Origin of the sequence: Janibacter sp. FSL W8-0316 (assembly GCF_038004165.1) — a bacterium.
GTDB classification, from domain to species: Bacteria; Actinomycetota; Actinomycetes; order Actinomycetales; family Dermatophilaceae; genus Janibacter; species Janibacter indicus.
In genome coordinates, this window is record NZ_JBBOQX010000001.1 from 1,875,293 (window position 1) to 1,896,941 (window position 21,649).

Sequence of the window (21,649 nt, forward strand, 5' to 3'; positions counted from 1 at the left end):
TGCCATCCTGCCCACACTGACCACGGCTGCCGCCCTGTCACCTGCGATGGCTAGGGTGGCGCCCGTGCGTATCGCGACCTGGAACGTCAACTCCATCCGCTCCCGCGTCGACCGCGTCGAGGCCTGGCTGCAGCGCAGCGACGTCGACGTGCTCGCCATCCAGGAGACGAAGGCGAAGGAGGAGCAGTTCCCCTTCGACCGCTTCCGCGACCTCGGTTACGAGGTGGCCCACCACGGCATCAACCAGTGGAACGGCGTGGCGATCCTCTCCCGGGTCGGACTCGAGGACGTGGCGATCGGCTTCGACGGCGACCCCGGCTTCGGCGACCCCGTGGCGCCCGAGGCGCGCTCCATCGGCGCGACCTGCGGCGGCGTGCGGGTCTGGTCCCTCTACGTGCCCAACGGCCGCACCCTCGACGACCCGCACATGGCCTACAAGCTCGAGTGGCTGGCGCGGCTGCGTGACCGCGCGGTCGAGTGGGCCGCCGACGGCACCCCGGTCGCCCTCTGCGGCGACTGGAACGTTGCTCCCCAGGACGAGGACGTGTGGTCGATGGAGTACTTCGCCGACAAGACGCACGTCTCCCCGCCGGAGCGGGCGGCCTTCCACGCCTTCCTCGACGCGGGCTTCACCGACGTCGTGCGCCCGCACGCCCCCGGGCCGGGCACCTACACCTACTGGGACTACCAGCAGCTCGCCTTCCCCAAGCGGCGCGGCATGCGTATCGACTTCGTCCTCGGGTCGGCGTCCTTCGCCGAGCGGGTGAGCGGCGCGGCGATCGACCGCGAGGAGCGCAAGGGCAAGGGCGCGAGCGACCACGCGCCGGTCATCGTCGGTCTCGACGGCGACGATGGTGCGGCCGTGGACAAGCCGGTCGAAGGGAGCCCTGCCCGGTGAGTGCCGACCCTCGCCTGAGCACGGTCCTCGCCCCGGACGGAGCCCGCATCGCGGTCCGTGAGCACGCGGCTCCTGCCGGCACCGCCGAGGGCCCGACCCTGGTCCTCGCCCACGGCTGGTGCCTCGGCGCCGAGACCTGGGACCGGGTCGTCGCGGAGCTGCAGGCCCGGCGCCCGCACCTGCGGGTCATCACCTACGACCAGCCCGGGCACGGGCTCTCCACGCCCGGCCACGACCGGCAGGTCAGCCTGCTCGACCTCGGCGCCACCCTGCGCGAGGTCATCGCCGAGACGGCTCCCGAGGGTGATGTGGTCCTCGGCGGCCACTCGATGGGCGGCATGACCGTCATGGCGCTCGCACAGATCGCGCCCGAGCTCTTCGCCGAGCGGGTGCGCGGCGCCGCGCTCGTCGGCACGGCGGCCCACCTCGGCACCCGTCGTCCCGTCCCGGGCGAGGGCATCGCGATGGCCGTGCTCGGGCGCCTGCCGGCGAGTGCCCGTGGCCTGCCGACGACCCCGCGCCTGACCGCGGCCAACCTCTTCGGGCCCGACCCCGACCCGCAGGCGGTGCGCGCCACGGGCCGGCTGACCAGCCGCACCCGGGCCAATGTCGTCGCCGACTGGCACCGCGCGATCGGCGAGCTCGACTTCCGGGAGCACCTCGCCCCCTTCGCCGGGGTCCGCACGGTCGTGCTCACCGGTGCCCGCGACCGGCTGACGCCGGTGTCGGCGGGCCGACGACTGGCCGCGGGCATCCCGGGCGCGCAGTTCTGGTCGCTGCCCGGCGTCGGCCACATGATCACCTACGAAGCGCCGGCGATCGTCGCCGACAAGGTCGAGCTACTCCTCGACGCCCCAGCTGCGAGCGATCGAGCCTGAGCCCTCGCGGCGGCGGAGCCCGAGGCAGACGAGCGCGAGGACGGCGCCGAGCGCCGCGGCCCCGGCCGCCCCGAGGAAGACCGTGTGCACCTGCAGCAGGGCCGCGTCGAGCAGCGCCTGCGCGTCGGTCTGCTGCTCGCGCGGCAGCGCGTCGACCGCCTCGTAGTAGCGGTGCAGGCCGACGCCGGTGAGCAGAGCGAGGCCGACGACCATCCCGACCATCCGGCTGACGACGACGAGGCTGCTCGCCGTGCCGTGGGCGTGCTGCGGGGCGTCGGCGAGCGCGGCGTCGTTGACCGGGGCGAGCGCCATGCCGAGGCCGAAGCCGACGACCGCGAGGGTCACCGTCGCCGAGACCCGGGCGAGCGAGCCGTCCTCCCAGCCGGACATGACGAGCAGCCCGACGGCGGCGAGCGCGAGGCCCACGCCGGCGGAGAGTCCGTCACCGACCCAGCGCAGCACCCAACCGCCGACGAGCGCGCCGACGGGGACGGCGACGAGGAACTTCACCAGCTCCATCGCGGCGTCGGTCTGCGAGCCGTCGGTCGTCAGCCGGGAGAAGAGCGGGACGTCGACGACGACCGCGACGAGCGCGACACCGACGAGGAGGGAGATGACGAGCGACCAGCCGGTCCGGCCGCGGACCGTGCCGCGGGGCACGAGCGGGGCCGCCGCGGTCCGGTGCCGCCACACGTAGAGCACCGTCGCGATGACCGCGACGGGGAGCAGGGCGTAGCCGAGCGGCCCGACGACCTCGGTCTCGGGGTCGGCGGAGCTGAAGGTCAGCACGACGCACCCGAGGGCGGTGCCGAGCAGCAGCGCCCCGGGCAGGTCACTCTCGCGCAGCGGTGGCCACCAGCGGCGCACGGTGAGCCCGGCGAGCAGCAGCGCGAGCAGGAGTGTCACCAGGCCGATCGGCGTCACGAGGCGGTTGTCGCCGGCGAAGGGGACGAAGGGCAGCCCGAGGTAGACATCGGTCGCCAGTGCCCGCGGCGCGGCGAGGGTGAGCCAGAGCAGGCCGACCGTGACGACCCCCAGCCCCGCCGCAGGCCACGATCGGTCCCGGCCCTTCGACGGGCTTCGGCCGCGGGTGGCCTCGTTCCTCAGGGACCGGGAGGCCAAGGCGATGGCCACCCACAGCACGACGCCGAGCACGACGTTGAGCCAGAAGATCGCCCGCCAGTCGGCGACGAGGAGGACCGCGGCGCCGAGGAGCGGACCGAGGACCGAGCCGAGCTCCTGGACGGCGCCGACGACACCGAGGGGCATCCCCCTTCGGCCCGGCGGCCAGAGATCAGCAACGAGGGCGAGCGTCGCGGGGACGAGCCCGCCACCCCCCACGCCCTGCACGACGCGGCCGGCGACGAGCACGTCGAGGCTCACCGCGAGGGCGGTGACGCCCGAGCCGATGACGAAGACGACGAGGCAGCCGAGGAGGATCCGCGAGCGCGGGACGAGGTCGGCGAGGCGGCCGATGAGCGGGAGGACCGCGATGTAGCCGAGGAGGAAGCCGGAGATGATCGGCGCGGCCCGCTGGAGGTTGTCCAGGCCGAGGCCGACGCCGCTCATCATGTCGGTCAGGGCGAGGACGACGACGTAGGTGTCGGCCGCGGCGAGGGCCACGGCGGTCGAGGCGAGGGCGAGCAGGACCCGCGAGTCCCGCCCGGTGACGGTGGGGGTGGTGACGGGCGTCGACACGTCAGGAGGAGGGCTTGGTGATCTCGACGTTCTTGCCGTAGTCCTTGAGCTTGAGCGTGTAGGTCGTCTCCGACTCCTTGTAGAAGTCACCGGTGATCTCGACCCGCCGCAGCTCACCGCTGTCGGGCTCGATGCCGTAGGTGACGTCGAAGGTGTCGGCGCCCTCCGCAAGGCCGAAGAGCCGCTCGATGTCGGCTTTGGGCACGGTGCCGGTGTACTCCTGGAGCACGGTGTCGCCGTCCCGGGTCTTCTCCCCCGCCTTGGCGTCCTCGGTGTTTTCGAGGATCTGGTCGACACCGCTGCCGGTGCGGAAGAACTCTGCGGGGTTGGGCGCGCCGAGGTCCTTCATGTCGACGGGGTTGAAGTCCTTGGTGAAGAAGGACATCCACGTCTTGTCGTCGATGGCGATGATCTCGACGCCGGCGGAGGCGCCGTCGATGACGCCGGTGACCTGACCCTGGAACTTCGGGGTCGTCTTGTCGACGATGCCGGAGCCGTTGGCCGCGGAGACACCGTTGCGCCCCTTGGGGATCGCCGAGGACTTCAGGTCGAAGGTGACTGTGCCCGAGTCGACGTAGATCGTGCGGGCCTTGTCGAGGGCCTCGGTGGGCGGGGTCGCCTCCTCGAAGGCCGAGCACCCCGCAGCCAAGGTGAGCACGAGAGGCACGGCGGCCAGCACGGATCGACGTCGCATGTCGGCCAACCTAACCCGCCGGGCACCGGTGGCGACACCACCGCGGCCCAGCCCACACCTACGTGGACTGGGCCGCACCGAGACCGGTCGGGCCTCAGAAGTCCGAGCTGGCGGCGCGGCGGCGCCGTAGCAGACCCCAGACGACGCCGGCGGCGAGCAGGACGTAGAGGAGGATCGTGATCGGCGAGCTGACGAGCACGAAGGGGTCGTTGCCCGAGTTGCCCATGGCGTCGCGCAGGTTGTACTCGGCGAGCGGGCCGAGGATGACACCGATGAGCACCGGCGCGATCGGCACGTCGTAGCGTCGCATCGCGAAGCCGAGCAGACCGAGGCCGAACATGAGCAGCAGGTCGGTCGTGCTCGCCGCCGTCGCGTAGACGCCGAAGGAGGCGAGCAGGCTGATGCCGGCGTAGAGGTAGGCCTTGGGCAGCTTGAGCAGCTGGGCCCACATCGGCGCGAGCGGCAGGTTGAGGATGAGCAGGGCGACCATGCCGATGAAGAGGCTGGCGAGCAGCGCCCACACGATGTCGGCATTGCGCTCGAAGAGCAGCGGCCCCGGCTGCATGCCGTACTGCCGGAAGGCGATGAGCATGACCGCTGCCGTCGCCGACGTCGGCAGGCCGAGCGCGAGCAGCGCGCCCATGGCGGTGCCGGCCGTCGCATTGCCCGCGGCCTCGGGGCCGGCGACACCCTGGATCGAGCCGTTGCCGAAGGTCGGCTCCGCCCGGCGACGGTCGAGGGCCCGCTCGGTGCCGTAGGAGAGGAAGGTGGGTACCTCGGCGCCACCGACGGGGATGACGCCGAAGGGGACGCCGAAGCCGGTCCCGCGCAGCCAGGCCGGCAGCGCCTGGCGGAACTCCGCGGGGGAGAGGAAGGGCCTGCCCTTCGTCGGGAGCAGCTTGGCCTCGTCGGACCGGCCGATGCGGGAGGCCTGGTGGAACACCTCGCCGAGCGCGAGGAGGGCGACCGTGAGCACGACGATGTCGATGCCGTCGAAGAGCGTCCGCAGGCCGAAGGTGAAGCGCTCCGTCCCCGTCGGCTGGTCGATGCCCACCATGGCGATGGCCAAGCCGATGGCCAGCGCGGCGAGGCCGCGGATCGCCGAGTCGGAGACGACGGTCGCGATGGCGACGAAGGCGAAGACGGCGAGGGCGAAGTACTCGGCGGGGCCGAACTTCACTGCGGCGTCCGCCAGTGCCGGCGCGAAGAAGACGACGATGAGCGTCGAGATGATGCCACCGATGAAGGCGCCGAGGGCCGCGGTGGCCAGAGCCTGCGGGGCACGACCCGACAGGGCCATCCGATGCCCTTCGAGCGATGACGCGATCGCGGTGCTGTTGCCCGGGGTGTTCATGAGGATGCCGGCGATGGAGTCGCCGAAGAGGCCACCGAAGTAGATCGCCGAGAGCATCGCCAGCGCGGCGAGGGGGTCGAGGCTGGCCGTGAGCGGCAGGAGGAGGGCGACCGCCATGGCCGAGCCGAGGCCGGGCAGGACCCCGACGGCGGTGCCCATGAGGGCCCCGACGAAGACGAAGACGAGGTTTTCGGGCGTGAGGATGTCGCCGAAACCGTTGAGGAGGTTGGTGATCTGGTCCACGTCACATCACCCGAGGATCCCGGCCGGCACGTGGATGCCGAGGAAGCCGCTGAAGACGATCTGGATCGCGGAGGTCATCCCGACTCCGCCGAGCACCAGCCCGAGCGGGCTGCGGGCGCCGAGGCCGAAGCCGACGACGGCGAAGAGCAGCGAGCCGGCGATGAGCCAGCCGAGCGGCTGGAGCAGTGCGACGAAGAGGAGCACCCCCGCGGCGACGATGAGCAGCGAGCGCCAGTTGCTGGCCTCGGGCTCCGGCGGCGCCAGGTCGAGGATCGCGTCGGCCTCGTCGCCCGGGTCGGCGGTCACGGTGACCGGGTGCGGGCGCAGCACCTCGACGGTCATGAGCGTCGCGACGACGAAGCAGAGGACCGCGACGATCCACGGAAAGGCCTTGGGCCCGAAGAGCCCGCCGTCCCCGGCGACGCGCATGCCGAGGATGCCGGCGACGAGGAAGACCCCGACGGCGGCGACGACGGCCGGGATGATCAGGGCCCCGAGGTCGACCTTGGGGCGGACGGTGGCAGTGGTGGTGTCGGGCGCGGAACTCATACCAGCCCCAGCTCCTTCATCAGCTCGTTGATGCGCTTTTGCTCGCTCGCGATGAAGTCCTCGAACTCCTCGCCCTCGGCGGGGTTGACGACCCACCGGTTGGTCTCCACGGCCTCGCCCCAGCTGTCGGTCGCGACCATCTCGTCGACGATGTCCTCGAGCTCACGACGCTGCGCGTCGCTGATGCCGGGAGGAGCGACGAAGCCGCGCCAGTTGACGAGGTCGACCTCCTCGTAGCCGAGCTCCTCCATCGTCGGGGTGTCGACACCTTCGAGTCGCTCGGGGGCGACGACGGCCAGTGCCCGCAGGCGCCCGCCCTCGATGAGGTCACGGAAGTCGTTGTAGCCACTGATGCCGACGCCGACGGTGCCCTGGGCGGTCGAGGTGAGGGACTGGGTCAGCTCGCCCCCGCCGGAGTGCGGCGTGTAGTGCAGCTCCTCCGGGTCGATCCCTGCCGCCCGGGCCAGCTGCGCGGCGACGAGGTGGTCGATGCCTCCGGCGGATCCGCCGCCGATGGGCATGGCGCCGGGGTCCTTCTTCCACGCCTCGAGCAGGTCGTCGAGGGTCTTGAACTCGGAGTCCGCAGGCACCGCGATGACCTCGAAGTCCTCCGCGAGGCGGGCGATGACCGTCGTGTCCTCGAGGTCACGCTGGCCACCGGCCTGGGTGATCCCGCCGAGCATCACGGTGCCGGTGACCATCATCGTCGAGCCGTCACCCTCCATGCCGATGAGCTGGCTCAGGCCGATGGTGCCGCCGGCACCGGGCACGTTGACGACGTTGACGGAGTTGACGATGCCGTCGCTGCGCAGCGCCTGCTGCGACTCGCGGGCGACGAGGTCCCAGCCGCCACCGACGGCCGCCGGGGCGATGAGGGTGAGCTGGCTGCGGGCGCCGGCCCCTTGTGCGGAGCCGCGCGCGTCCCGCACGGCGAAGACCGCGAGGATGATGACGGCGAGGATCCCGATGATGCGCATGACCTGGGCGCGGGCTACCACGGGTGAGACCACCTTCGTCGTTGAAGAGCCGGAGCGGCGGGGACAGGGGTCCCCCATGATGTCAGCATTGCATGACCCACATCACACACGGGGTGCTGCTCCAGTAGGTTGACGCCCATGATCATCGCCGTCGCGCACAGCAGCACCCCCGCCGGCCGGGCCGCACTCGACCTCGCCCTGCGCGAGTCGGTGCTCCGCGGAGCCGAGCTCGTCGTCCTGCACGTCGTCGACCGTGCAGAGAGCGCGAACGGCGAGGCCGAGCACGCGGTGCGCGCATCGATCGCCGAGCACGTCCGCACGATCGAGGGCGCCGGTGACGTGCCCACCCGCATCGCGAGCGCGGCCACCCGGGGCGACGTCGCCGAGGCGATCCTTGGGCTCGCGGCGGAGGCCTCGGCCGAGCTCCTCGTCATCGGGTCGCGCCGCCGCTCCCCCGTCGGCAAGCTCATCATGGGCTCCACCGTGCAGCGGGTCCTGCTCGACTCCCCCGTCCCGGTCCTCGTCACCCGGGGCTGACGCCCCGCCCCCGAATTTCCCTAGGGAAATACGGCACCCCGCGCGCCTTTCGCTAGGGAAATACGGCACCCCGCGCGCCTTTCGCTAGGGAAATACGGGCACCCCGCGCGCATCTCCCTAGGGAGATGCGGGTGACCAGAGCCGGCTCGTCGCCAACCGAAGGGCGGGCAGGGACGCCGCCCGCAGCACCTGCCCCCGCAGGTGGCGGCGTCGAGCGAAGGCGCGGGGAGCCCCCTTCGTCCCGTGGCGGTGGATCAGGTCGGCGACGACGGCCGCGTCGGCAAGCGCCTCATTGGCCCCGCGCCCGAGGTTGGGGCCCATCGCGTGGGCCGCGTCGCCGATGAGCACGAGGCCTTCGTCGACCGGCGTGCGCAAGGGCGGGGCGAGCAGAACCCGCTGGGCATCGGCGGCGTCGCCGACCGCGGTCAGCACCTCACCGACCCGCGGGTCCCAGTCGGCGAGGTGGCCACGGACCAGGGCGACGGCATCGTCCCGGTCGACCTCCACACCCCGGTGGTCGCCGCGCACCGCGGCGAACCACGCCGCGCCCCGCGGCCCGGGCGTCACGCCGAAGAGCGCGCCGCGCCCCCACCACTCGGTCGCGGTCGTGACGGGCGGGCCGGGCAGGTGGCCGCGCAGCGCGATCCAGTCGGTGACGACGGGTGCCGCCCCCTCGAAGGCGTGCTGCCGCACCGCCGAGCGCACGCCGTCGGCGCCGACGACGAGGTCGGCCCCGACCTGACGGGCCAATGCCCGGGGGTCGGTGACGAGCTCGGTGAGTCGTGTGACGGCCGGCGGCAGGGCGGCCTCGAGCGCCGCCACGAGGTTCGGGCGGGGGGCAAACCACAGGCGCGGCGCACCGTGCCCAGCCGGTCGCAGCTCGTGGATCGCCCGGCCATCGGCCCGCCGCAGGGCGCCTCCCGTCACGGGCAGCGATCGCGCGCGGACCCGGTCACCCACGCCGATCGCGTCGAGGGCATCGCGCCCGCCGCGCCACAGGGCCAGGACCGTGCCGGCACCGGCCCGCTCGGGCCGCTCCTCGACGAGGGTCACGCGGACCCGGCGGGGGTCGAGGGCGGCGGCGAGGGCCAGACCGGCGATGCCGCCACCGACGACGAGGAGGTGTTCGCGAGCTCGCACGCCCCCAGCCTGCCAGCCCCGGGACGAAAAGGAAGTCACCGGTGCCGGCAGCCCCTCATGGGGACCTGCCGGCACCGGGGACTACCGCTTCAACGCACAACCATCCGGCGCCCCTCAGCGAAGGGAGAGCCCGCCGCCCTCCTCGTCGAGGTCGACGACGACGGTCGAGCCGTCACGCACGTCGCCGGCGAGCAGGGCGGTGGCCAGCCGGTCACCGATCTCGCGCTGCACGAGGCGGCGCAGCGGGCGGGCGCCGTAGGCCGGGTCGTAGCCGGTCTCGGCGAGCCATTCGCGAGCCGCCGGAGTGACCTCGAGGTGGATCCGACGGTCGGCGAGCCGACTCGCGAGCTCGCGCACCTGCAGCTCGACGATGTGGCCGAGCTCGTCGCGGCTCAGCGCGTCGAAGATGACGATCTCGTCGAGCCGGTTGAGGAACTCCGGCTTGAAGGCCTGCCGCACGACGCCCATGACGGCCTCACGGCGCGCCTCGCCCTCAAGCAGTGGGTCGGTGAGGAACTGGCTGCCGAGGTTGGAGGTCATGACGAGGATGACATTGCGGAAGTCAACCGTGCGACCCTGGCCATCGGTCAGGCGCCCGTCGTCGAGGACCTGCAGGAGGATGTCGAAGGTCTCGGGGTGGGCCTTCTCGACCTCGTCGAGAAGGACGACGGAGTAAGGACGCCGGCGCACGGCCTCGGTGAGCTGGCCACCCTCCTCGTAGCCGACATAGCCGGGGGGCGCACCGATGAGGCGCGCGACCGCGTGCCGCTCGGCGTACTCCGACATGTCGATGCGCACCATCGCGCGCTCGTCGTCGAAGAGGAAGTCGGCCAGCGACTTGGCCAGCTCGGTCTTGCCGACACCGGTCGGGCCGAGGAAGAGGAAGGACCCGGTCGGCCGGTCGGGGTCGGCGATGCCGGCCCGCGAGCGACGCACGGCGTCGGAGACCGCGCGCACGGCATCGGCCTGCCCGACGAGCCGCGAGCCGATGATCGACTCCATGTTCAGCAGCTTCTCCGTCTCGCCCTGCAGCAGGCGCCCGGCGGGGATGCCGGTCCACGCCGAGATGACCTCGGCGATGTCGTCGCTGCCGACCCGGTCCTTGACCATCGGCGAGCCTTCGCTCGCCTCGGCCTCGGACTCCTGGGCCTGCGCGGCCGCCAGCTCCTGCTCGGCGGCGGGGATGTCGCCGTAGAGCAGCCGGGATGCGCCTTCGTAGTCACCCTCGCGCTGCAGCCGCTCAGCCTGCGTGCGCAGCTCGTCGACCCGCGCCTTGAGGTCACCGACCCGGTTGAGGCCGGACTTCTCCGCCTCCCAGCGCGCGGTGAGCGCGGCGAGCTCCTCGGACTTGTCGGCGAGGTCAGCGCGCAGCCGCTCGAGCCGGTCGACGGAGGCCGCATCCGACTCCTTGGACAGGTGCAGCTCCTCCATCTTCAGCCGGTCGACAGCGCGGCGCAGCTCGTCGATCTCGACGGGGCTGGAGTCGATCTCCATCCGCAGGCGCGACGCGGCCTCGTCGACGAGGTCGATCGCCTTGTCGGGCAGCTGCCGGCCGGTGATGTAGCGGTCCGACAGCGTGGCCGCCGCGACGAGCGCGCTGTCCTCGATCTCGACCTTGTGGTGCGCCTCGTAGCGCTCCTTGAGCCCGCGCAGGATCGCGATGGTGTCCTCGACGCTCGGCTCACCGACGAAGACCTGCTGGAAGCGCCGCTCCAGGGCCGGGTCCTTTTCGATGTGCTCGCGGAACTCGTCGAGCGTCGTCGCGCCGACGAGTCGCAGCTCGCCGCGGGCGAGCATCGGCTTGAGCATGTTGCCCGCATCCATGGCGCCCTCACCGGACGCGCCAGCACCGACGACGGTGTGCAGCTCGTCGATGAAGGTGACGATCTGCCCGTCGCTGGCCTTGATCTCCTCGAGCACGTCCTTGAGCCGCTCCTCGAACTCGCCGCGGTACTTCGCGCCGGCGACCATCGCGCCGAGATCGAGGCTCACGAGCCGCTTGTCGCGCAGCGACTCGGGCACGTCACCGTCGACGATGCGCTGGGCCAGGCCCTCGACGACGGCGGTCTTGCCGACGCCGGGCTCGCCGATGAGCACGGGGTTGTTCTTCGTCCGGCGGGAGAGCACCTGGACGACGCGGCGGATCTCGGCGTCCCGCCCGATGACCGGGTCGAGCTTGCCGTCGCGGGCGGCCTGGGTCAGGTCGGTGCCGTACTGCTCGAGCGACTCGCCGCCCTCGGCGGGCGTCTCGGACGTCACCTTGCGCCCGGCGCGCAGCTCGTCGATCTTCGCCTCCATGTCGCGGGCGCCGCGGGACTCGACGGCCGCGAGGTGGCCCGTCTCGGCGAGCGCGAGCAGGAGCAGGTCGAGGGCGAGGTGCGTATCCCCCTTCGCCCGCATGAGGGTGTCGGCGTGCTGGAGCACGGCGAGCAGGCTGCGCCCGAGCGTCGGGGAGGCCGCCGCGCCGCTCGTGGTCGGCAACGAGCGCACGGCCGCATCGGCCTGCGCGAGGACGTGCCCGGCGCCGGTCCCGGCGGCCTGCAGGAGGGTGTCGCACTGCGGTGTGTCGAGCTGCACGAGGGCGCTCACGAGGTGGTCGGGCGTGACCTCGGGGTGCCCCTGGGTCTGGGCCGAACGCTGGGCCAAGGCGAGCGCCTCGGCCACCTTGGTGGTGGGCTGGAAGTCCATGGGGTCTCCTCTACGTCTGGCGGTGGTCTCTTCTTCGGTCAACCTTGCCAGACTTGAGTCTATTCCGCTCAACTCTGAACCGACCCCCTTCCGCCGCGTGCTCCCCTTCGGCCAGAGCCACCCCGCACGAGAGCAGGCCACGAAGTCTTGACATCGAGACTCTGCATTGCCGTTGGGCAATGCAGAGTCTCGAGGGTCAGCAGGTGGCGGTGATGTCGCTCAGCTCGTCGGTATCGGTCGTCGAGGAGGAGGACGGCGTGGTCGAGCTGGAGGTCTTCTTCGGGGTCGACGTCTTGGGAGCCCGGGGCGGGGGATTGATCGCCTCGTCGACCATCGCGTGGATCTTGGCGTAGTCGGGCTTGTTGACGTCGATGTTCTTGTTGGTCAGGGGCAGCGACTGGATCTTGCCCTTGTCCTGGATGCGCAGCACGAGCTCGGACCACGCCTTGAGGTCCTGCTGGGGGATGTCGACCTTGACGTTGTCCTCGAGCGTCTTCGCGAGCTTGGGGTAGCGCACGAGCATCGACGTCGGGTTGACCTGGTTGAGCAGCGCCCCGACCATGCAGCGCTGACGCCGCATGCGCGAGAAGTCACCATCGGTCGACTCGGCCCGGGAGCGGGAGTACCAGAGAGCTCGGTAGCCGTCGAGCTTTTGCACGCCCGGCTCGATGTAGCCGGTCGTGCCGACGACGACGCCACCCTCGATCTTGCAGCCGATACACACCCGCTCCTTGACATCGATCGTCACGCCGCCCATCGCGTCGACGAGCTGGGTGAAGCCCTGCAGGTCGATGACGGTGGTGTAGTCGATGTCGAGGCCGAGGATCTGCGACGCAGCGTCCTTGGTGACGGTCAGGCCGGGGTTGTCGTCGCCGGGGAAGAGCTCGGCGTTGTCCCGACCGAGGGTCCAGACGTACTCCATGAGGCACTGGTCGCCGCAGTTGAACCCCTTTGGGTACTGCTTCGACAGTGGGTTGTCCTTCGAGAAGGGGATGTTCTGCAAGTTGCGGGGGATGCCGAAGAGCACGGTCTCGCCGGTCTTGGTGTCGACGCTCGCGACCATGATCGAGTCGGGGCGGATGCCGTCGCGGTCCTCACCCGCGTCCGATCCGACGAGCATGACGTTGACTCGGCCGGTGCCGGCCCACGGGTCGTCACCATCGCCGGGCGCGGCCGCGCCCGCAGGGCGCAGCTGGTCGAAGACGGTGCCGATCAGCGAGCGCTGGATGACCGCGTAGCGCACCGACTGCGCAGCCGGCGCGAAGATCAGCAGCGCCGCCAGCGAGGCGAAGACCACCATGGCGATGCGCGGTCGTCCGCTCATGCCCGGTGGCATGTTGTCCCGAGCCGTGGTGACGATGCCCCAGATCCAGATGAGGGCGCCGACGGCGACCACGGGGATGAGGATCATCAAGGCCTGCCGGCTCACGCCGACGCCGATGACCGAGGAGGTCACTCCCTTCGCCAGACCCCACCCGCAGACGGCGAGGATCGTGAGGAAGAAGCCGGCCACCATGGCGATGCCGGTGCGGCGTCGGGTGTGGATCAGGCCGAGGCCGGGGATGACCGTGCTGGCTGCCGTCAGCGTGTAGAAGCGACGGGTCTGTCGGGCCTGTCGACGCGAGGCGATGCCGCGCTCGCCCAAGGCGCGATGGCGCCCCTCGGGCTCACTGCCAGTGTCCACGGGCGAAACCTCCGATGTCGGGACCCGTGGACGCGGGGTGAATGGGGACGGTCCGTGGGTAGTTCGTCACCATATCGTGACACAAGGGAGTGCCGAGGCCACAACATCGCGCGATCCCAGGGCACCCGCGGCGGGTCGCCGACGCTCAGGTCCGCGGCTCCGGGTCGTACCAGCCGTCGTGGTCCTCGGCGAGCTTGGCGAAGCGCTCACGCAGCCCCTTGGCGACGGCCCCGGACTCGTCGGCGACCATCTCCTCGGTCACGTGGACGGCCCACTCGTGGTCCTCGCTGTCGTCCTCACCGGCGAGTGCCTCACGCACGACGCGGACCTCGGTGAAGCCCTCGTCGCGCAGGTCCTCGGCGATGCGATCGGCGTCGTCACGGTCGGGGAAGACCATCAGGTGCTCGGACATGGCACCAGCCTGTCACGACCACGGGGGTGGACATCGGACGGCGCGCGTGGTGTCGTCGAAGGCATGGCCCAGGAGCAGAAGATCACTGTCCAGCGCACCATCGACGCCTCCGCCAAGGACGTCTTCGAGGTGCTCACCAACCCCGAGCGGCACGCCGAGCTCGACGGCTCCGGCTTCGTCCGCTCGGACGAGAAGACCGATCGGATCCAGGCCGTCGGCGACGTCTTCACGATGAACATGTCCGGCGACCACATGGGCGGCGAGTACCAGACGGACAACCACGTCACCGCCTACGACACCAACAAGATGGTCGGCTGGAAGACCGCGCCCGCCGGCACCGAGCCTCCCGGGTGGGAGTGGCTGTGGGAGCTGGAGCCGCAGGGCTCGGACACCACCCTCGTCACCCACACCTACGACTGGAGCGGCGTCACCGACCAGGCCCTGCTGGACAAGGTCGGCTTCCCACTCGTCAAGGAGTCGCAGCTCGAGGACTCGCTGGCGCGCCTCGCGGCCGCGGTGAGTTGACCCCCTTCCCCGGCGGCGACGTCGGTGGGCATGATCCCCACATGTCCGTCGACGTCGCCGCGCTTCGCGCCCGCTTCCCCTCCCTTCGCTCCGGCATCGCGCACTTCGACGGGCCGGGCGGCACCCAGACCCCGGCCGAGGTCGGCGAGGCGATCGCCGCGACGCTCACCGGTCCGCTGTCCAACCGCGGCTCCTCGGTGGCGAGCGAGCGCAACGCCGAGGCAGCCATCGCCGGATTTCGCTCCGCGATGGCCGACCTGCTCGGGGCCTCCCCCGACGGGATCGTCTACGGTCGCAGCGCCACCCAGCTCACCTACGACATCTCGCGGGCGCTGGCGAAGGGGTGGGGGCCGGGTGACGAGGTCGTCGTCACCGAGCTCGACCACGACTGCAACGTGCGGCCGTGGGTCCAGGCCGCCGAGTCCGTCGGGGCGAGCGTGCGGTGGCTGCGGCTCGACCCCGCGACGGCCGAGCTGGACCTGACCGACCTCGACGAGATCGTCACCGAGCGCACCCGGCTCGTCGCGGTGACCGGTGCGTCCAACCTACTCGGCAGCCGTCCGCCCGTGGCCCGGATCGCCGAGCGGGCCCACGCGGTCGGGGCGCTCGTGCACGTCGACGGCGTGCACCTGACGGCGCACGCGCACATCGACGTCGCGGCGCTCGGGGCCGACCTCTACGTGTGCTCGCCGTACAAGTTCTTCGGCCCGCACTGCGCGGCGCTGGCGGCGGATCCGGCTCTCCTGCAAGACCTCCGGCCCGACAAGCTGCTGCCGTCGACCGATGCGGTGCCGGAGCGCTTCGAGCTCGGGACGCTGCCCTACGAGATCATGGCGGGTGCCACCGTGGCGGTCGACGTCATCGCGTCGCTGGCCCCGCAGGGCCCGTCGCGCCGGGAGCGCCTGGCGGCGGCGCACGATCTCGTCCACGCCCACGAGCTACGCCTGCGGCAGCGGATCGAGGCCGCGCTCGCCGACCTCGGCAACCGGGTCGTGCTCCACTCGCGGGCCGCCGAGCGCACCCCGACGCTCTTCTTCACCCTGCCGGGCGGTGATGCCCGCGCGGTCGCCGCGAAGCTCGCCGCGGCGGACGTGCTCGCGCCACCCGGGACCTTCTACGCGCACGAGCCCTTCCGGGCGCTCGGACTCGACGTCGACGTCGGGATCCGCGTCGGTGTCGCGCCCTACACCGATGACTCCGACGTCGACCGGCTGCTCACCGGGTTGGGCGAAGCGCTCGCCTGACCCCGGCCCCCCTTCGCCCGCCCGCGACCCCGGCAGCGTTGGTGCCACCCGGCGTCGTTGGTGTCGCCTGGTTGCCCCTCTGCGGGGGACCAGGTGACATCAACGCCGCCAGGCCGCCGCCCACGCGGCGAGGGCCGGTCAGGCGCGCGGGTCGCGACCGGTGAAGGCGATGACCCGCTCCTGGCGGCTGGCATCGGGGCCGACCTCCACGGCCGGGCCGCAGACGCCCTGGCTGCGCACGGCGTCGCCGAATCCGGCCAGCGCCTCCTCGACCTGGTCGAGCTCGCGGTCGCTCAGCTCGACCGGGACGCCCGCGGCCGCACCGATGTCCCAGCGGTGGACGAGCAGGTCGAAGCCGTAGAAGCGGTCGAAGGCCGCGCCCACCGTCGTCGTGCCGAAGGGCGTCTCGTAGGGCCGCTCCGCCAGGGTGTCGTCGGCGAGCTGGCGGGCGACGCCCTCTGCGTGGGTGCGCCATGCGGTGGCCGGACCGAGCGCCGCGACCGTCGGGGCAGGGTTGGGCAGGTCGGCGCCCGCCTTGAGCAGGAAGTCGCGCTGGGTGTCGATGAGGTGCTGCACGACGTCGAGACCCGACCACCCGACGCACGGGCTCGGGCCCGCGAGCGCCTGCGGGTCGGTGGCGTCGACGAGACGCATGAGCGGGGTGTTCTTCCGGTCGAAGATCGAGGCGGCGTCCTGGGGAAGTGGCATGGAGCACAGCCTGCCAGCGCCCTCCGACAACGGCCACGGCCCTCCCTTCGTCCTGCGGGTGAACTCCCGGCGGCGAGATGGCGAAGGGAGCCCCGCTCCCCTTGATCAGGGGCGGACCGCCCCGCCAGCATGACCACGACATGAGTGGGCTCTTCGTCGCGGTCGGCGACTCCTTCACCGAGGGCGTGGGCGACCCGCACGTCCACTACCCCAACCAGGTGCGGGGTTGGGCGGACCGGCTCGCCCGCCAGCTCGGCCGCGCCGACCCCGCCTGGCGCTATGCCAACCTGGCGATCCGCAGCAAGTTCCTCGACCAGGTCGTCACCGACCAGCTCGACCTGGCGATCGCCATGCGCCCGACGCACATCTCCTTCGCCGCGGGCGGCAACGACCTGCTCTCGCTGCGTGCCGACGTCGACGGCATCGCGACCCGCTACGAGGCCGCGCTGCGGCGGCTCGTCGACACCGGCGCCGAGGTCGTCGTGTTCACGACCTTCGTCCCGCAGGCCTCCGGCCTGCTCAAGCCGCTCGTGCGGCGGGTCGAGGCCTTCAACTCCGCGATCCGCGACCTCGCGGCGACGCACGACGCGACGCTCGTCGACCAGGCGCGGATGGGTGAGTACGACCAGCGGGCGCTGTGGGCCATGGACCGGATCCACATGTCGCGGCCGGGGCACAAGCGCATGGCGGCCGCCGTCGCGGAGCGGATCGGGGTGCGGCACACGCTCAAGCTGAGCAACTTCGTGCCCAACGAGCCCTCGGGCTGGCGCGCGGCGATCGAGGCGGAGGCGAAGTTCGTCCGTGGCGAGGTCGTGCCGCTGGTGCGCCGCCGCCTGCGCGGGGAGTACGAAGGGGACACCACGCGCCCCAAGTGGCCGGACCCGATCCACCCAGCCGACGGCCTCAAGCGACTGGCCGCCGAGCAGGCCGCCGTCGAGCGGCGCCTGAAGGCGTGGGGCGAGGCACTCGATCGGGTCTGAAACCCGGACGTCAGGGCGAGCGGTCAGGCGCGGCCGTACGGCTGCCACACGACGAGCGCCTGCCCGCCGGTCTGCTGTCGCGGGCGCTGCCCGTGACGCAGGGCGACGATGTCACCCTGCGAGCCGACCGCGAAGAAGCGCCGGCCCCGCCCGAGCTGCTCGCGCGCGGCGTCGAGCTCGTCGTCGAGCTCGGCGACCCGCTCGCGCAGCGCCTCGACCTGGTGTTCGAGGTCGAAGATGCGCTGGATCGCGGCGAGCGAGACGCCCTCATCCTGGGAAAGCCGCTGCACCTCGCGCAGCCGGGTGACGTCGGCGGCGCTGTAGCGTCGGACGCCACCCCGGGTGCGCGAGGGCGTGACGAGCCCGATCCGGTCGTACTGGCGCAGCGTCTGCGCGTGCATACCGGTGAGCTCGGCGGCGACGGAGGTGACGTAGACGGGCGTGCGGTCGTCACCTCTCATGCCGGAGATCCCTGCAACGTGCCTACATCCCTTCGTCATCGGTGCGTCACCAGTGCGACGCGGTCAGGCGCTCGCGGCGGCGAACAGCGCGGCGCGCGGGTCGTCGGTGCGGGCATCGCGCAGGACCTCGACGGCCTCGCGCTCGGCCTCGCTGAGCTCGGTCGGCACGATGATCTGGACCTTAGCGAGCAGATCGCCGGTGGCCCCCTTCGTCGCGATGCCGCGTCCCTTGAGCCGCAGGACGCGGCCGCTCGGGGTCCCCGGCGCGATCCTGACCTTGACCTGCGACCCGTCGAGGGTCGGCACGGCGACCGTGGCACCGAGGGCGGCCTCGGGGAAGGTCACCGGCAGGTCGAGGGTCAGGTTGTCGCCGTCGCGGCCGAAGACCGGGTGCTTGCCCACCGACACGGTGAGGATGAGGTCACCGCGGGGCCCGCCCTGGTCGCCGTGACCTCCCTTGCCGCGCAGGCGGATCTTCTGGCCGTCCTTGACGCCGGCAGGGATCCTGGCGTTGACCTTCTCGCCGTTGACGTTCAGGGCGATGGTGCGCCCCTCGACCGCGTCGCGGAAGGACAGCTCGGTGCGGGCGGTGAGGTCCTGGCCCTTGACCGGGCCCCGCGGGGCGCGGAAGCCCGCACCCTGCCCACCGAAGCCGGCGCCGCCGCCCCCGCCGAACATCGACAGGATGTCCTCGAGGTCGGGCTCGCCCGCCCCACCCCCGGCGAAGGGGGAACCGCCGCCGGTGCTGTAGCGCACCCGCGAGCCGCCCCCACCCCCGCCGAAGGCGGAGAAGATGTCCTCGAAGCCTGCGCCCCCACCCGGGCCGCCGGCGGTGAATCGCGCACCGCCGCCAGCCATCGAGCGGATGGCGTCGTACTCACGACGCTGCTCCGGGTCGGAGAGCACGGCGTGCGCCTCACCGACGTCCTTGAACTTCTGCTCGGCGGCGGCGTCCCCGGCATTGCGGTCGGGGTGGTACTGCTTGGCGAGCTTGCGGTAGGCCTTCTTGATCTCCGTGGTATCAGCGTCCTTGGCGACGCCCAGAACCGCGTAGAAGTCCTTGTCCAACCAGTCCTGACTGGCCATGTCTCCTCCTCTCGGTGGTGGTTACTGCGGGTCGGCGACCGCGACGCGGGCGGCGCGCAGGACGCGCTCGCCGGCGCGGTAGCCGGGCTGGAGCACGGTGACGACCGTCGTGGCCGTCGCGTCGCTCGGCAGCTCCGGGTCGGAGGCGTCCCACGCGCCGTGCATGAGGGCCTCGTGCACGTTGGGGTCGAAGGCCTCGCCCTTGACGCCCACGCGCTCCAGTCCCTGCTTGGCGAGGACCTGCTCGAGCTTGTCGGCGATCGCCCGGAAGGGGCTGCCCTCCGGCAGGTCGCCGTGCTGCTCGGCGAGGTGGATCTCGTCGAGGACCGGCAGGAGCGACTCGAGCAGGTCGTGGACCGCGCGCTCCTTGTGCACCGGGAGGTCCCGGTCGACGCGCCGCTTGTAGTTGACGTACTCGGCCTGCAGGCGCAGGTAGTCGTCCTGGAGCTGGTCGGCACGGGCCGTGTCGGGGTGGACCTCGGCGTCGCCGACGGCCTCCCCTTCGCCCGCAGCGGTGGCCCCGTCGGCCGGGGTGGCCGACTCGGGCGCAGCGTCAGCTGCGGCCTCGTCGACCACCTCGGCCTCGACGACCTGCTCCTCGGCCTCCGGGTGGGCCGCGTCGGCGGTCACCTCGGGCTCGATCGGCTGGTTGGGGTCGGTCACTTCTTCTCCTCGTCGTCGTCGACGACCTCGGCGTCGACGATGTCGTCGTCACCCTCGGGAGCGGGCTGCTCGGCGCCGGCGTCGCCGCCGGGGGCCGCGCCCTCGCCCTGCTCCGCGGAGGCCGCGTAGAGGGCGGCGCCCATCTTCTGCGACTCCTCGTTGAGGGTGTCGACCTTCTTGGCCAGCTCCTCGACGCTCACGCCGGACTCCGGCTTGAGAGCCTCCTTGAGGTCGGCGAGCGCGTCGTCGACGGGCTTGCGCTGCTCGTCGGTCAGCTTGTCGCTGGACTCGGAGAGGAACTGCTCGGTGGAGTAGACGAGGTTCTCCGCGTTGTTGCGGGCCTCAGTCTCCTCGCGGCGGGCCTTGTCCTCGTCGGCGTGCGCCTCGGCCTCCTTGACCATGCGCTCGATCTCCTCCTTCGACAGCGCAGAGCCGCCGGAGATGGTGATCTTCTGCTCCTGGCCGGTGCCCCGGTCCTTGGCCGTCACGTGGACGATGCCGTTGGCGTCGATGTCGAAGGTGACCTCGATCTGCGGCACGCCGCGCGGCGCCGGCGCGATGCCGGAGAGCTCGAAGGTGCCGAGGTTCTTGTTCTCCCGCGCGATCTCGCGCTCACCCTGGAAGACCTGGATCAGCACGGAGGACTGGTTGTCCTCGGCGGTGGAGAAGACCTCGGAGCGCTTCGTCGGGATGGCGGTGTTGCGCTCGATGAGCTTGGTGAAGAGGCCCCCCTTGGTCTCGATGCCGAGGGAGAGCGGCGTGACGTCGATGAGCAGGACGTCGTTGCGCTCGCCCTTGAGGACACCGGCCTGCAGGGCCGCGCCGAGCGCGACGACCTCGTCCGGGTTGACGCCCTTGTTGGGCTCCTTGCCGCCGGTCAGCTCCTTGACGAGCGAGCTGACGGCCGGCATGCGGGTGGAGCCACCGACGAGGACCACGTGGTCGATGTCGGAGACCTGGACGCCCGCGTCCTTGATGACGTTCTCGAAGGGGGTCTTGGTCCGGTCGAGCAGGTCCTTGGTCATCTGCTCGAAGTTCGCGCGCGAGAGCGACTCGTCGAGGTGGATGGGGCCGTTCTCTCCCATGGACAGGTACTGCAGGTTGATCGACGTGGTCGTCGAGGAGGAGAGCTCCTTCTTCGCCTGCTCGGCGGCGTCGCGCAGACGCTGCATGGCGATCTTGTCGCCGGAGAGGTCGACGCCGGTGTTGTTCTTCACCTGGGTCAGGAGGTGATCGACGATGCGCTCGTCCCAGTCGTCGCCACCGAGCTGGTTGTCACCGGAGGTCGCGCGGACCTGGATGGTGGAGAAGCCGTCCTCGGGGTCCTTGCCGACCTCGAGCAGGGAGACGTCGAAGGTGCCGCCACCGAGGTCGAAGACGAGGATGAGCTCGTCCTCCTTGCCCTTGTCGAGCCCGTAGGCCAGGGCGGCCGCCGTCGGCTCGTTGACGATGCGCAGGACCTTGAGGCCCGCGATCTCGCCGGCCTCCTTGGTGGCCTGGCGCTCGGCGTCGTCGAAGTAGGCGGGGACGGTGATGACCGCATCGGTGACGTCCTCACCGAGGTAGGACTCGGCGTCGCGCTTGAGCTTCTGCAGGATACGGGCGCTGATCTCCTGGGCGGTGTACTTCTTGCCGTCGATGTCGTCGGTCGTCCAGTCGGTGCCCATGTGGCGCTTGACCGAGCGGATGGTGCGCTCGGCGTTGGTCACCGCCTGACGCTTGGCGATGTCGCCGACGAGGACCTCGCCGCCCTTGGAGAAGGCGACGACGGACGGGGTGGTGCGGCCACCCTCGGCGTTCGGGATGATCGTGGGCTCGCCACCCTCGAGGACGGCGACGGCAGAGTTGGTGGTTCCGAGGTCGATGCCAACGGCACGGGCCATGAGGCGCTCCTTTGTTCGGGTGGTCGAGGTGGTCACCCCGACGCGAGTTGAGTTGCTGTCGCTCAACTTAGGAGCCGGTCCGCGGCCTGCGCAAGTCCGTGGCTCAAAAGTTGAGTTCACTTGGCTCAACTACGAGCGACGGGAAGTTGTTCCCGGCCACGCGTATCAGTTGAGTCCCGCCGAAGATCCCTGCGGCACAGCGGCCCTCGGACCGAAAAGCCCCTGCCGCGCCTCCGGCTCGCCAGGGATCTGGGCGCAGGATCCCTCGGCCGTCCAGCGCCGCGGGGTCGGGATCGACGGCCTGCCCGTCGATGATGTCGCTCATGGCTGCCCACCTTCCTCCGCCA

General features: G+C 71.5%; 21 protein-coding genes. 6 read left to right on the forward strand and 15 right to left on the reverse strand.

The genetic code is table 11. The annotated features are described in order from the left end of the window. Positions 1 to 64: 64 nt before the first annotated feature. Together NYE39_RS09230 and NYE39_RS09235 are read left to right on the forward strand one after the other, a co-directional pair. Complete coding sequence (locus tag NYE39_RS09230) at positions 65 to 898, forward strand: exodeoxyribonuclease III (protein ID WP_072625706.1); 834 nt, start codon at positions 65 to 67, stop codon at positions 896 to 898. Continuing rightward, positions 895 to 1,776: an alpha/beta fold hydrolase gene (locus NYE39_RS09235; RefSeq protein ID WP_072625707.1), complete on the forward strand. Its 882-nt coding sequence runs from the start codon at positions 895 to 897 to the stop codon at positions 1,774 to 1,776. Before NYE39_RS09230 ends, NYE39_RS09235 begins: the two co-directional genes overlap by 4 nt. On the opposite strand, the gene NYE39_RS09240 is transcribed toward NYE39_RS09235, so the two are convergent. The 5 genes from NYE39_RS09240 to NYE39_RS09260 all read right to left on the reverse strand — a co-directional run bounded on the left by NYE39_RS09240 (position 1,738) and on the right by NYE39_RS09260 (position 7,312). Then, positions 1,738 to 3,474 (reverse strand): MFS transporter, encoded by a 1,737-nt coding sequence (locus tag NYE39_RS09240; RefSeq protein WP_341012471.1) that lies wholly within the window; start codon positions 3,472 to 3,474, stop codon positions 1,738 to 1,740. The genes NYE39_RS09235 and NYE39_RS09240 overlap by 39 nt on opposite strands. A 1-nt stretch (position 3,475) precedes the next feature. Beyond that, a complete protein-coding gene (locus NYE39_RS09245) occupies positions 3,476 to 4,168 on the reverse strand; it encodes an LppX_LprAFG lipoprotein (protein WP_341012472.1) in 693 nt (230 codons plus the stop codon). 94 nt (positions 4,169 to 4,262) lie between these two features. Further along, complete coding sequence (locus tag NYE39_RS09250; protein WP_341012473.1) at positions 4,263 to 5,765, reverse strand: tripartite tricarboxylate transporter permease; 1,503 nt, start codon at positions 5,763 to 5,765, stop codon at positions 4,263 to 4,265. Between the two features lie 6 nt (positions 5,766 to 5,771). Then, positions 5,772 to 6,314 carry a tripartite tricarboxylate transporter TctB family protein gene (locus tag NYE39_RS09255; protein WP_341012474.1) on the reverse strand — a complete coding sequence of 181 codons (543 nt, stop codon included), beginning with the start codon at positions 6,312 to 6,314 and terminating at the stop codon, positions 5,772 to 5,774. Continuing rightward, positions 6,311 to 7,312, reverse strand: a complete 1,002-nt coding sequence (locus tag NYE39_RS09260) for a Bug family tripartite tricarboxylate transporter substrate binding protein (RefSeq protein ID WP_341012475.1) — start codon at positions 7,310 to 7,312, stop codon at positions 6,311 to 6,313. Before NYE39_RS09260 ends, NYE39_RS09255 begins: the two co-directional genes overlap by 4 nt. Positions 7,313 to 7,429: 117 nt before the next feature. Here NYE39_RS09260 and NYE39_RS09265 point away from each other — a divergent pair, with 117 nt between their 5' ends. Further along, positions 7,430 to 7,828: a universal stress protein gene (locus NYE39_RS09265; RefSeq protein WP_341012476.1), complete on the forward strand. Its 399-nt coding sequence runs from the start codon at positions 7,430 to 7,432 to the stop codon at positions 7,826 to 7,828. Between the two features lie 117 nt (positions 7,829 to 7,945). Here NYE39_RS09265 and NYE39_RS09270 read toward each other — a convergent pair whose 3' ends face one another. The 4 genes from NYE39_RS09270 to NYE39_RS09285 form a co-directional block, all read right to left on the reverse strand. Further along, the gene (locus tag NYE39_RS09270; RefSeq protein ID WP_341012477.1) at positions 7,946 to 8,968 is read right to left on the reverse strand and encodes an FAD-dependent oxidoreductase; all 1,023 of its coding nucleotides are present in this window, start codon (positions 8,966 to 8,968) and stop codon (positions 7,946 to 7,948) included. A 114-nt stretch (positions 8,969 to 9,082) separates the two neighbouring features. Continuing rightward, positions 9,083 to 11,656: an ATP-dependent chaperone ClpB gene (clpB, locus tag NYE39_RS09275; RefSeq protein WP_072625712.1), complete on the reverse strand. Its 2,574-nt coding sequence runs from the start codon at positions 11,654 to 11,656 to the stop codon at positions 9,083 to 9,085. Positions 11,657 to 11,852: 196 nt separating this feature from the next. Then, on the reverse strand, positions 11,853 to 13,340 hold the full coding sequence (locus tag NYE39_RS09280) for an LCP family protein (protein ID WP_341012478.1): 1,488 nt from the start codon (positions 13,338 to 13,340) through the stop codon (positions 11,853 to 11,855). Positions 13,341 to 13,485: 145 nt separating this feature from the next. Continuing rightward, on the reverse strand, positions 13,486 to 13,752 hold the full coding sequence (locus NYE39_RS09285) for a ribonuclease E inhibitor RraB (RefSeq protein WP_072625714.1): 267 nt from the start codon (positions 13,750 to 13,752) through the stop codon (positions 13,486 to 13,488). A gap of 63 nt (positions 13,753 to 13,815) precedes the next feature. Between NYE39_RS09285 and NYE39_RS09290 the strand changes: the two genes are divergently transcribed. Together NYE39_RS09290 and NYE39_RS09295 are read left to right on the forward strand one after the other, a co-directional pair. Then, a complete protein-coding gene (locus tag NYE39_RS09290; RefSeq protein WP_072625715.1) occupies positions 13,816 to 14,277 on the forward strand; it encodes an SRPBCC family protein in 462 nt (153 codons plus the stop codon). A gap of 41 nt (positions 14,278 to 14,318) precedes the next feature. Beyond that, positions 14,319 to 15,521, forward strand: a complete 1,203-nt coding sequence (locus NYE39_RS09295) for a cysteine desulfurase-like protein (RefSeq protein WP_341012479.1) — start codon at positions 14,319 to 14,321, stop codon at positions 15,519 to 15,521. 138 nt (positions 15,522 to 15,659) lie between these two features. Here the strand turns inward: NYE39_RS09295 and NYE39_RS09300 are convergent, their stop codons facing one another. Further along, positions 15,660 to 16,229, reverse strand: a complete 570-nt coding sequence (locus NYE39_RS09300; RefSeq protein WP_341012480.1) for a TIGR03086 family metal-binding protein — start codon at positions 16,227 to 16,229, stop codon at positions 15,660 to 15,662. Between the two features lie 140 nt (positions 16,230 to 16,369). On the opposite strand from NYE39_RS09300, the gene NYE39_RS09305 reads away from it, so the two are divergent. Next, positions 16,370 to 17,209, forward strand: coding sequence for an SGNH/GDSL hydrolase family protein (locus NYE39_RS09305; RefSeq protein WP_341012481.1), 840 nt, complete (start codon positions 16,370 to 16,372; stop codon positions 17,207 to 17,209). 23 nt (positions 17,210 to 17,232) lie between these two features. On the opposite strand, the gene NYE39_RS09310 is transcribed toward NYE39_RS09305, so the two are convergent. The 5 genes from NYE39_RS09310 to NYE39_RS09330 all read right to left on the reverse strand — a co-directional run bounded on the left by NYE39_RS09310 (position 17,233) and on the right by NYE39_RS09330 (position 21,627). After that, the gene (locus NYE39_RS09310; protein ID WP_341012482.1) at positions 17,233 to 17,670 is read right to left on the reverse strand and encodes a heat shock protein transcriptional repressor HspR; all 438 of its coding nucleotides are present in this window, start codon (positions 17,668 to 17,670) and stop codon (positions 17,233 to 17,235) included. Between the two features lie 63 nt (positions 17,671 to 17,733). Beyond that, positions 17,734 to 18,756, reverse strand: a complete 1,023-nt coding sequence (locus NYE39_RS09315) for a DnaJ C-terminal domain-containing protein (RefSeq protein ID WP_341012483.1) — start codon at positions 18,754 to 18,756, stop codon at positions 17,734 to 17,736. A gap of 21 nt (positions 18,757 to 18,777) precedes the next feature. Beyond that, a complete protein-coding gene (locus NYE39_RS09320; protein ID WP_341012484.1) occupies positions 18,778 to 19,419 on the reverse strand; it encodes a nucleotide exchange factor GrpE in 642 nt (213 codons plus the stop codon). Continuing rightward, positions 19,416 to 21,302: a molecular chaperone DnaK gene (gene dnaK, locus NYE39_RS09325; RefSeq protein WP_341012485.1), complete on the reverse strand. Its 1,887-nt coding sequence runs from the start codon at positions 21,300 to 21,302 to the stop codon at positions 19,416 to 19,418. The genes NYE39_RS09320 and dnaK overlap by 4 nt, the downstream gene beginning before the upstream one ends. A 103-nt stretch (positions 21,303 to 21,405) precedes the next feature. Continuing rightward, the gene (locus NYE39_RS09330) at positions 21,406 to 21,627 is read right to left on the reverse strand and encodes a hypothetical protein (protein WP_341012486.1); all 222 of its coding nucleotides are present in this window, start codon (positions 21,625 to 21,627) and stop codon (positions 21,406 to 21,408) included. Positions 21,628 to 21,649 lie beyond the last annotated feature (22 nt).

Excerpts from the sequence above, each read along its gene's own strand:
- NYE39_RS09290 (WP_072625715.1), top strand. The coding sequence starts at position 13,816 with ATGGCCCAGGAGCAGAAGATCACTGTCCAGCGCACCATCGACGCCTCC.
- NYE39_RS09245 (WP_341012472.1), bottom strand. The coding sequence starts at position 4,168 with ATGCGACGTCGATCCGTGCTGGCCGCCGTGCCTCTCGTGCTCACCTTG.
- NYE39_RS09285 (WP_072625714.1), bottom strand. The coding sequence starts at position 13,752 with ATGTCCGAGCACCTGATGGTCTTCCCCGACCGTGACGACGCCGATCGC.
- NYE39_RS09300 (WP_341012480.1), bottom strand. The coding sequence starts at position 16,229 with ATGCCACTTCCCCAGGACGCCGCCTCGATCTTCGACCGGAAGAACACC.
- NYE39_RS09295 (WP_341012479.1), top strand. The coding sequence starts at position 14,319 with ATGTCCGTCGACGTCGCCGCGCTTCGCGCCCGCTTCCCCTCCCTTCGC.
- dnaK (WP_341012485.1), bottom strand. The coding sequence starts at position 21,302 with ATGGCCCGTGCCGTTGGCATCGACCTCGGAACCACCAACTCTGCCGTC.
- NYE39_RS09255 (WP_341012474.1), bottom strand. The coding sequence starts at position 6,314 with ATGAGTTCCGCGCCCGACACCACCACTGCCACCGTCCGCCCCAAGGTC.
- NYE39_RS09265 (WP_341012476.1), top strand. The coding sequence starts at position 7,430 with ATGATCATCGCCGTCGCGCACAGCAGCACCCCCGCCGGCCGGGCCGCA.
- NYE39_RS09310 (WP_341012482.1), bottom strand. The coding sequence starts at position 17,670 with ATGAGAGGTGACGACCGCACGCCCGTCTACGTCACCTCCGTCGCCGCC.
- clpB (WP_072625712.1), bottom strand. The coding sequence starts at position 11,656 with ATGGACTTCCAGCCCACCACCAAGGTGGCCGAGGCGCTCGCCTTGGCC.
- NYE39_RS09305 (WP_341012481.1), top strand. The coding sequence starts at position 16,370 with ATGAGTGGGCTCTTCGTCGCGGTCGGCGACTCCTTCACCGAGGGCGTG.
- NYE39_RS09315 (WP_341012483.1), bottom strand. The coding sequence starts at position 18,756 with ATGGCCAGTCAGGACTGGTTGGACAAGGACTTCTACGCGGTTCTGGGC.
- NYE39_RS09330 (WP_341012486.1), bottom strand. The coding sequence starts at position 21,627 with ATGAGCGACATCATCGACGGGCAGGCCGTCGATCCCGACCCCGCGGCG.